The organism is Erwinia persicina (assembly GCF_014838825.1).
Lineage (GTDB): Bacteria > Pseudomonadota > Gammaproteobacteria > Enterobacterales > Enterobacteriaceae > Erwinia > Erwinia persicina_A.
On sequence record NZ_JACYMO010000003.1, the window covers coordinates 502948 to 512428 of the forward strand.

Sequence of the window (9481 nt, forward strand, 5' to 3'; positions counted from 1 at the left end):
ATGCCCTGCTGTCGCGGGCTGACCCGAACAGAAGGTCAGCCCGCGACAGTACCAAATCCCGCCGCGACTAAAATCTTTTGCCCCTCCTGCGTTAACAACATCTCGGCCAGTTTTTTCCCGACAGGGCGACACACCGCATAGCCATAATCAGCCCGCGTCTGCCATTCAGCAGGGATTAACACGGTGCTGATGGCGTCGGCCGCCTGCAGCTCATGCGCATAGCTTTGATAGCCGATAAAAATCTCTGCCTGGCCCGACTGAATGATCCACTGCGACGCCCGTTTACCCGGCGGGACAGGCAATGACTTTTCTCCCCCGACCAGCTTTAGTGCCCGCTGCTTTAACTGTTTACCGAGAGTGGCATATTGCCGCTCAATGCGATCGAACAGCAGCCAGGCATAATCACCGCACGGATCGCATCCCGGCGTTGAGGTTGCAACGCGCAGCACCGGGTTGCCCAGCAGTTCGAGCCAGGGGGCGGGGGGGATACGGTGAGAGACGTTCAGACACAACAGGTTGTGACAACATACTCCCACATCCTGTGCCCGTCCGGCCCGCTTTAGCGCCAGCGGGTGCATCATGCTGGCGGAGACGAAAAGATCGCACTGTTCGCCCTGTTCAATGCGCTGGCGCAGTAAACCTGCCGGACCAAACTGCGTCACGATGCCTGCCGGATAGTGATGCTGGAATGCAGCGATGATGGCAGGCCAGACGTCGCGCAGGCTGCCTGCTGCCAGCACCTGTAAAGGGAGCATCAGTTGCCACCGCGATAGTGTGTGCGGTAAAAACGCTGATACCAGCGGTCTGCCTGCTGCTGCATATCAATATCGGCAAATCTCGCCGGATAGAGTTTTTTCGCCATCCACAATTCACCCAGTGCCATGGCTTCCGGCATCGGATATCCCCACGCCTTAGCATATTCCGGCATCAGATAAACCTGATGGTTTTTAACGGCATCCACAGCCTGCCAGGCGGGCTGCTGTGCGATCTCGTCAATCACCCGTGGATAGCGATCCTGCACAAAAATGACCTGTGGGTTCCATGCCAGAATCTGCTCCATGGAAACCTGCTTATAACCTTTGACCGTGGCGGCGGCGACGTTGATCGCGCCAGCGTGGGCCATCATCAGACCAGTATACTTACCGGTACCGTAGGTCGTCAGGTCAGGATTAGCCATATACACGCGAACGCGCGCTTTTTCGGGTATATCCTGCAGCCGCCGGGCTACCTGCTGGCGCTGGCTGAACGTGGCGGTAATCAGTTGTTCTGCCTGCGGTTGCTGACCCACCACGTCCCCTATCAGACGAATGCCCTGCGCAAGACCCTCATTATAGGCCTGCTCTTCGTTTTTCAGCTGTGGGTTGAGCTGTCTCGCCTGTTGCGTATCGCTGCGCAGAGAGATGGCAACCACCGCGATGCCCAGGCTCTGGATCTGATCGATCATCTCCTGTGGGGCATAATTGGTGACAAAGACCACCTGGGGATGCAGGGCTACCAGCTTTTCCAGATCAACATGAGTAAGATCGCCCAGCGTGGGCAGGGTATTGAGTTCCGGGACCAGCCGGCTATAGTCATCGCCAAGCTGTTGTTTCCAATTGCTGAGGATACCCACTATCTTATCTGTCGCATTCAGCTCTACCAGCAGATTTAACGCCTGATGTTGCAGAACCACGACCCGATCGACCCGGTCGGGGAGGGTCACCTGCCGGCCAAGCTGGTCGGTCACCAGTCTGGAAGCCTGGGCGGAAAAAGTCATAAAGACGCTAAGGAGTAATGCAGGATAAAGGCGGGTGAGGGAGATCATAAGTATTGCTCGAACATCGTTGTATATCTAATGATATAGCGATGGTGCGTCAGCGTAAATATTTCTCTGCAGGAAAGACGAAAACCGCCAGTGGTAAAGCACTGGCGGGCAAAAACTTACTGCGGATCGACAGCGACAACATTCTCGCTGGGATAGCAGCCGAGTACTTTGAGGGATCGGGTAATGGGCGTCAGTTCACGTAGCGCCTGCTGCACGTCTTCGGTATTCAGGTTGCCCTGAAAATCGATATAAAACATCTCCTGCCACGGGTTGCCGTTAATCGGACGTGACTCCAGTTTACTCATGGTCAGGTTGTGCTTACGCAGTACCAGCAGGGCTTCAACCAGCGCACCCGCCTGCTGGCCTGTAGCCATAATCAGCGTGGTTTTTGCCGGAACCTGCAATGACACCTCAACCGGCTTGCGGGCCAGTACGATGAAGCGGGTAATGTTCTGGCGCTGATTGGCCAGATTGCGCTCCAGCACCTGCAAACCATACAGCTCACCGCCTGCTTCGCTGCCCAGTGCGGCCACCTTCGGTGAATTCATCGCCGCCACTCTTTCCATCGCAGCGGCGGTACTTTCGGTGTACTCAATTTTCCAGTGCGGGTAGCGGTTAATAAACTGGCTGCACTGCTGGAACGGCTGCGGATGGCTGTACACCGTTTCAATTTCCTGCAGCGTGGTTTGACCGGTGACCAGTACGCAGTGATCGATAGGCAGGGTGATCTCGCCGACAATGGACAGGCTGGTTTGCTGCAGCAGGTCATAGACATCGTTAATCGACCCCGAGGTGGTGTTCTCGACGGGTAACACGGCATAGTCCGCCAGCCCGGTTTCTACCTGATTAAAGATATCGTGAAACTTCAGGCAGCCACTCTCGATAAAATTATCAAAATGGCGTGCAGCGTAGTGGCGTGAGGCCAGGTGCGAATAAGAGCCCTTTGGCCCGAGGAAGGCAATACGTGCCGAGTGGGGATTCGTGTTGTTGAGATGCTTTTGCAGCAGCGCCTGCTGCGTCAGCACGGAGTCTTCAATGATCTGTTGAAACAGGCGCGTAATGTAGTGTGCGTCCAGCTTGTGGCTTTTACCCAGTGTGATCAGGTTTTCAAGCAGGTCACGTTCGCGGTCGATGTCGCGAACGGGGCGATGGGTGGCCATTTTGGCCTCGGCAACTTCAATGGCCAGTGCGCGGCGCCGGGCCAGCAGTGACAACAGCTCTTCGTCCAGAGCGCTGATCTTACCGCGCAGAGCCAGCAAAGGATTTTCGGGATTCATATTTGCTACCTGTCAGATGTGGCTAAAAAAAAAGCCTCCCGCTGGGGAGGCTTTATTGTTCGTCTTCGCATTGCTTCTTACACGACGAATAGCCTCCCGGTCAGGGGAAGGTAAAGAAGGTAAAAAAGAATGCGAAGAAAAACGAAGATTGTTTCATCAGGCTATCCATGAAGTCAGAAAGGATAAAGTAACCGCTGCAATTTCATTCTGTCAATAAAAAACGCGCCCTGAGGCGCGTTATCACTGTTTTAGCAATTACTCTTCGTCAGTCTCAACCACACTGAGATCTTTAACACTGGCAGAGGCGCGACGCGCTTCACCTTTATGCTGAACCTTGTTCAGCTGACGTTCCAGTTTGTTAATCAGATCGTTGATTGCCGTGTACATATCTTCATGCTTGGCGCTGGCGATCAGCGGGCCATTTGGCGTATTAATGTTGGCATCGGCAACGAATTCTTTCGGTTCTTTTGACAGAACGATGTGCGGGTTAATCAGATGAGTTTGCCATTTTTCAAGCTTGGCGAGACGGTCTTCGACATGTTGGCGGATAGCCGGAGTGATTTCCATTTGCTTACTGGTAATGTTCAGAATCATAGTGCTTACCTCTCTGTCATTTCCGTCTTGGTGAACCCAGCATACCGTGAAAAGGGTAAAAAAGTGTGATCAAAATCACGTTATTTTGTCACTTTTTGTCAAGGAGAAGAAAAGTGTGAGACGGAAGGATAAATCGGACTCTGAGGGTTGTCGGGCGGCGTTTTCAATGGCATTGTTGACCAGTTAAACTGACTGGAAAAAGGGGATTACCTCCGTTTCAGGTCAAAAAAAGGCAGCCCGCAGGCTGCCTTTTTTATGACTTCAAACTTAAGCCTGATTGGCGGCAATAATTTTTGCCACGCGATCGGCCTCAGCATTCAGCTGCAGCTGACGGTAAGCATTTTCCATCAGTGGCAGTGCGTTTCGTGTAGCCTGTGTATCCGGGTAATCTTTCAGCATTTGTTCTACGCGGTTAACCACAGCGACATATGCCTCACGTTTAGTGTAGAATTCCGCCACAGACAGTTCGTATTTCGCCAGACGATCTTTCAGGAACACCAGGCGCTTGCGTGCATCCGTCGCATACTGGCTGTTTGGATAGCCACGCAGCAGCTGCGAGAAGTCTTTAAAAGCATCACGCGCATGGGTCGGATCGCGGTCTGAACGGTCTATACCAAAAAAGCCCTGCAGTGCACTGTCATCCAGCGCCATATCCGTCAGACCACGCATATAGATAACGTAGTCCACGTTTGGATGCGTAGGATTCAGACGCATAAAGCGGTCAATGGCGGCTTGCGCCAGTGGCAAATCGGCATTTTTATAGTAAGCGTAGATCAGGTCTAGCTGAACTTGCTGGGAGTAAGGGCCGAATGGATAGCGGTTATCGAGCGCTTCCAGTTGCGTTATTGCTCCTTTAAAGTTACCGTCCTGCAGTTTTTGCTGGGCAGTGGCATAGATCTCGGAAGGCGGGCTGTCAGGCACCACATCCTTGGAGCCGGAACATCCAGCTAATGCCAGGCTCAACGTGGCTGCAGCCACCAGATATTTCATACGCGTCATGACGATTTGCTTATCCTCAGAGTGTTATTCAGGAAGCTGTCCGTTAAGCTTCCGGTAGTGACCAGGTACGATAGCACATTATATTAAACGGCATCGCCGTGAAAACCCAACGTTAACGAAGAAGCTGTTTATTTATGGCACAACAAGTAAAACTCAATGCAACGGTATCCGAATCGCAACTCGGACAACGGTTAGATCAGGCTTTGGCCGAATTGTTCCCTGATTATTCACGTTCCCGCATAAAAGAATGGATCCTCGACCGCCGCATCACCGTCAATGGTGCAATAATCGACAAACCGAAAGAAAAAGTGCTCGGCGGCGAGCTGATTACGCTTGATGCAGAAATTGATGAAGAAGCCCGCTGGGAAGCCCAGGACATTGCCCTGAACATCGTTTACGAAGATGACGATATTCTGGTGATCAATAAACCGCGCGACCTGGTCGTGCATCCGGGGGCCGGTAATCCTGACGGCACCGTGCTGAATGCACTGCTGCACCATTTCCCGGCGATTGCCGATGTCCCTCGTGCAGGAATTGTGCACCGTCTGGATAAAGACACCACAGGCCTGATGGTGGTGGCAAAAACGGTACCGGCACAGACGCACCTGGTGGAGTCGCTGCAACTGCGTGAGTTTACCCGTGAATATGAAGCCGTTGCTATTGGCCGCATGACGGCGGGGGGGACGGTCGATCAACCGATCAGCCGCCACTCGACGAAGCGTACCCACATGGCTGTACACCCGATGGGTAAACCAGCTACCACCCACTACCGTATCATGGAGCACTTCCGTGCCCATACACGCCTGCGGCTGCGGCTGGAAACCGGGCGTACGCACCAGATCCGTGTGCATATGTCGCATATCAATCATCCGCTGGTGGGTGACCCGCTTTACGGCGGTCGTCCTCGTCCACCAAAAGGGGCTTCTGAAGCCTTTATCAGTACTCTGCGTGGTTTCGACCGTCAGGCTTTACACGCCACGATGCTGCGTCTCTATCACCCGATCACCGGGATTGAGATGGAATGGCATGCGCCTCTGCCACAGGACATGGTCGATTTGATCAATGCTCTGAAGGCCGATACCGAAGAGTTCAAAGAGCAGCTGGACTGGTAATGAACCTGATTATTCCCGGCTGGCAGGTTCCGGCCAGTGTTCGAGCGTGCAGCAGCACGCGTCGGGGGGGCGTAAGCCAGTCCCCCTGGGACAGCCTCAATCTCGGTGCGCACGTGGGCGACGACGAGCAGCATGTGCAGACCAATCGTCAGCGCCTGCTGGAGCTCGGCGACCTTCCCTCCATGCCGCAGTGGCTGGATCAGGTACATGGCACAGAGGTACTGACGCTGGACTGGAAGGTCCCGCCATCACTACGGGCGGATGCGGCCTATAGCCGGACGCCGGGTGTGGTTTGCGCCGTGATGACCGCCGACTGTCTTCCGGTATTGTTCTGTTCCCAGGATGGTCAGGAAGTCGCTGCTGCTCATGCAGGCTGGCGGGGGTTGTGTAATGGGGTACTCGAAGAGACATTAAATGCTTTTTCTGCCCCTCCCTCACAGATTTTTGCCTGGCTGGGCCCGGCGATTGGCGCGGACGCATTTGAGGTCGGACAGGAAGTCCGTGAGGCCTTTATTGCACAAAATCCAGGCGACTCAGTGGCTTTCCGCCCGGCGGGTGAAAAGTTTTATGCCGATTTATCGTTGCTGGCAAAACATCGTCTTCAGGCCTGCGGAGTGCGTCACGTCTGGGATGATGGCCTGTGTACCTATACACAGCCTGAGCAATTTTTCTCCTTCCGACGCGATGGCGTCACTGGCCGTATGGCAAGTTTGATCTGGCTGATATAACCTAGCGCCATAAGACGGTCCGGATTGATGTTTTTTTCTCCAAAATGTCAGGCCATTAACCTTGAAAAATTTGAGGGATGACCTCATTTAATCTCCAGTAGCAATTTGACCTGATAGGGGGAAATTATGCGTCTGGATCGTCTTACTAACAAATTCCAACTGGCACTCGCCGACGCTCAGTCACTGGCTCTTGGCCGCGACAACCAATTTATCGAACCTCTGCATCTGATGAGCGCACTGCTTAATCAGGAAGGCGGATCCGTTCGTCCATTACTCACCACCGCAGGCCTTGACGTTTCATCACTGCGCACCGGCATTGAACAGGCCCTGAGCCGTTTACCGCAGGTGGAAGGTAGCGATGGTGATGTTCAGCCTTCTGCCGATTTAGTGCGGGTACTTAACCTGTGCGACAAGCTGGCTCAAAAGCGGGGCGATAATTTTATTTCATCAGAGCTGTTCGTTCTGGCGGCGCTCGACTCCCGTGGCTCGCTGGCTGACCTGTTAAAGTCCGCCGGTGCCACCAGTGACAAACTGAGCAAAGCCATTGATCAGATGCGGGGAGGAGACAGCGTGAACGACCAGGGAGCAGAAGATCAGCGGCAGGCACTGAAAAAATACACCATCGATCTGACTGAACGGGCGGAGCTGGGTAAGCTGGACCCGGTTATCGGGCGTGACGAAGAGATCCGCCGTACCATTCAGGTGCTGCAACGCCGTACTAAAAACAACCCGGTACTGATCGGTGAGCCTGGCGTGGGTAAAACGGCCATCGTCGAAGGCCTCGCGCAGCGCATCATTAACGGAGAAGTGCCGGAAGGGCTGAAAGGCCGTCGTGTGCTGGCGCTTGATATGGGGGCGCTGGTCGCCGGGGCGAAATATCGCGGTGAATTTGAAGAGCGCCTGAAAGGGGTGCTGAGCGACCTGTCTAAGCAGGAAGGCAACGTCATTCTGTTTATTGACGAGCTGCATACAATGGTCGGTGCAGGTAAGGCCGATGGGGCAATGGATGCCGGTAATATGCTGAAGCCAGCGCTGGCACGAGGTGAGCTGCACTGTGTGGGCGCGACCACGCTGGATGAGTATCGTCAGTATATAGAGAAGGATGCTGCACTGGAGCGGCGTTTCCAGAAGGTCTTCGTTGCTGAACCAACGGTCGAAGATACCATCGCGATCCTGCGTGGCTTAAAAGAACGTTATGAGCTGCATCACCATGTGCAGATCACTGACCCGGCGATTGTGGCGGCGGCGACGCTCTCTCATCGCTACATTGCCGACCGTAAGTTACCGGACAAGGCGATTGACCTGATTGATGAGGCCGCGTCCAGCATTCGTATGCAGATTGACTCGAAGCCGGAATCACTGGACAGGTTAGAGCGTCGTATTATTCAGCTGAAGCTGGAACAGCAGGCGCTGAAGAAAGAGTCTGACGATGCAAGTATCAAACGGCTGGAGATGCTGGAAACCGAACTGAACCAGAAAGAGCGTGAATACTCTGAGCTGGAAGAAGAGTGGAAAGCAGAAAAAGCGGAACTGTCTGGCACCCAGCATATTAAAGCCGAGCTGGAGCAGGCGAAGCTGGCAATGGAACAGGCTCGTCGTCAGGGCGATCTCGGTCAGATGTCTGAGCTGCAGTACGGAAAAATTCCGGAGTTGGAAAAACAGCTGGCGGCGGCCACGCAGAATGAAGGCAAAACCATGCGTCTGCTGCGTAACCGCGTAACGGACGTCGAAATTGCCGGTGTGCTGGCGCGTTGGACCGGGATCCCTGTCGACCGGATGATGGAAGGTGAGCGCGACAAACTGCTGCGTATGGAGGAGGAGCTGCACACCCGGGTGATTGGGCAGAATGAAGCGGTGGAAGCGGTATCCAATGCGATTCGCCGCAGCCGTGCCGGACTGGCCGATCCTAACCGCCCAATCGGGTCATTCCTGTTCCTCGGCCCGACCGGTGTGGGTAAAACAGAGCTCTGTAAGGCGCTGGCTAACTTTATGTTCGACAGCGACGACGCGATGGTACGTATCGACATGTCCGAATTTATGGAAAAACATTCGGTATCGCGTCTTGTCGGGGCACCTCCGGGTTATGTCGGGTATGAAGAAGGCGGTTATCTGACCGAGGCGGTTCGCCGTCGCCCTTATTCTGTCATTCTGCTGGATGAGGTAGAGAAGGCGCATCCGGATGTGTTTAACATCCTGCTGCAGGTGCTGGACGATGGTCGTCTTACTGACGGGCAGGGCAGGACGGTCGACTTCCGTAATACGGTTGTGATAATGACATCGAACTTGGGGTCAGACTTAATCCAGGAGCGCTTCGGTGCGTTGAGCTACGGCGATATGAAAGAGATGGTGCTGTCAGTCGTCAGTCAGAACTTCCGTCCGGAGTTCATCAACCGTATTGATGAGCTGGTGGTGTTCCATCCGCTGGGTGAACAGCATATTGCTTCTATTGCCCGCATCCAGCTGGCCCGCCTGTATCAGCGACTGGAAGATCGTGGCTATACTCTGCACATCTCCGAAGAGGCGCTGAAGAAACTGGGCGAAAATGGTTATGACCCGGTCTATGGGGCAAGGCCGCTGAAACGCGCTATTCAGCAGCAGATAGAAAACCCGCTGGCTCAGCAGATCCTGTCTGGTGCGCTGGTTCCGGGCAAAACCATAGAAATGGATGTCGAAGACGGCGTTATCGTCGCTCATCAATAATCAGTGCAAGCAACAGAAATGGGCCTTTGGCCCATTTCTGTTTATTAAAGCAGCATAAAACGAGGTTAAAGTGCAGTTTTGGGTGAAAAGTAATCACTTGAAAGTATTTTTGCAATTTACCCTTGTCAGCTGCCAGAAAATCCCTATACTGCGCCTCCACTGACACGGAACAACGGCTTACAGGTTACCGGGTCAGCAGCATCAGGTAACTGATAGCGCCGGAAAAACTTCTCAAAAAGAAGTTGACTCCGAAGGAGGAAAGCGTAA

General features: G+C 53.9%; 9 protein-coding genes and 1 other annotated feature. Of the genes, 3 read left to right on the forward strand and 6 right to left on the reverse strand.

All coding sequences use genetic code 11. From position 1 onward, the window contains the following. Positions 1–35: 35 nt before the first annotated feature. From IFU29_RS11470 to bamD, 6 genes are all read right to left on the reverse strand, one after another. Positions 36–755 carry a substrate-binding domain-containing protein gene (locus IFU29_RS11470; RefSeq protein ID WP_191934031.1) on the reverse strand — a complete coding sequence of 240 codons (720 nt, stop codon included), beginning with the start codon at positions 753–755 and terminating at the stop codon, positions 36–38. Further along, positions 755–1804, reverse strand: coding sequence for an ABC transporter substrate-binding protein (locus IFU29_RS11475; RefSeq protein WP_191934032.1), 1050 nt, complete (start codon positions 1802–1804; stop codon positions 755–757). The genes IFU29_RS11470 and IFU29_RS11475 overlap by 1 nt, the downstream gene beginning before the upstream one ends. Positions 1805–1920: 116 nt before the next feature. Beyond that, complete coding sequence (pheA, locus tag IFU29_RS11480; protein ID WP_191934033.1) at positions 1921–3081, reverse strand: bifunctional chorismate mutase/prephenate dehydratase; 1161 nt, start codon at positions 3079–3081, stop codon at positions 1921–1923. 24 nt (positions 3082–3105) lie between these two features. Next, positions 3106–3239 (reverse strand) — a sequence feature (Phe leader region). After that, positions 3182–3250 (reverse strand): pheA operon leader peptide PheL, encoded by a 69-nt coding sequence (pheL, locus tag IFU29_RS22820; protein ID WP_187510489.1) that lies wholly within the window; start codon positions 3248–3250, stop codon positions 3182–3184. (Overlaps the previous feature by 58 nt.) A gap of 86 nt (positions 3251–3336) precedes the next feature. Continuing rightward, entirely contained in the window at positions 3337–3675 is a 339-nt protein-coding gene (gene raiA, locus IFU29_RS11490) for a ribosome-associated translation inhibitor RaiA (protein WP_191934034.1), read from the reverse strand. Between the two features lie 267 nt (positions 3676–3942). Next, positions 3943–4674 carry an outer membrane protein assembly factor BamD gene (gene bamD / locus IFU29_RS11495; protein WP_062744148.1) on the reverse strand — a complete coding sequence of 244 codons (732 nt, stop codon included), beginning with the start codon at positions 4672–4674 and terminating at the stop codon, positions 3943–3945. Positions 4675–4808: 134 nt separating this feature from the next. On the opposite strand from bamD, the gene rluD reads away from it, so the two are divergent. From rluD to clpB, 3 genes are all read left to right on the forward strand, one after another. Further along, on the forward strand, positions 4809–5786 hold the full coding sequence (gene rluD / locus IFU29_RS11500; protein WP_191934035.1) for a 23S rRNA pseudouridine(1911/1915/1917) synthase RluD: 978 nt from the start codon (positions 4809–4811) through the stop codon (positions 5784–5786). Further along, on the forward strand, positions 5786–6514 hold the full coding sequence (yfiH, locus tag IFU29_RS11505; protein WP_191934036.1) for a purine nucleoside phosphorylase YfiH: 729 nt from the start codon (positions 5786–5788) through the stop codon (positions 6512–6514). Before rluD ends, yfiH begins: the two co-directional genes overlap by 1 nt. Positions 6515–6640: 126 nt before the next feature. Further along, positions 6641–9214, forward strand: a complete 2574-nt coding sequence (gene clpB, locus IFU29_RS11510) for an ATP-dependent chaperone ClpB (protein WP_191934037.1) — start codon at positions 6641–6643, stop codon at positions 9212–9214. Positions 9215–9481: the final 267 nt, after the last annotated feature.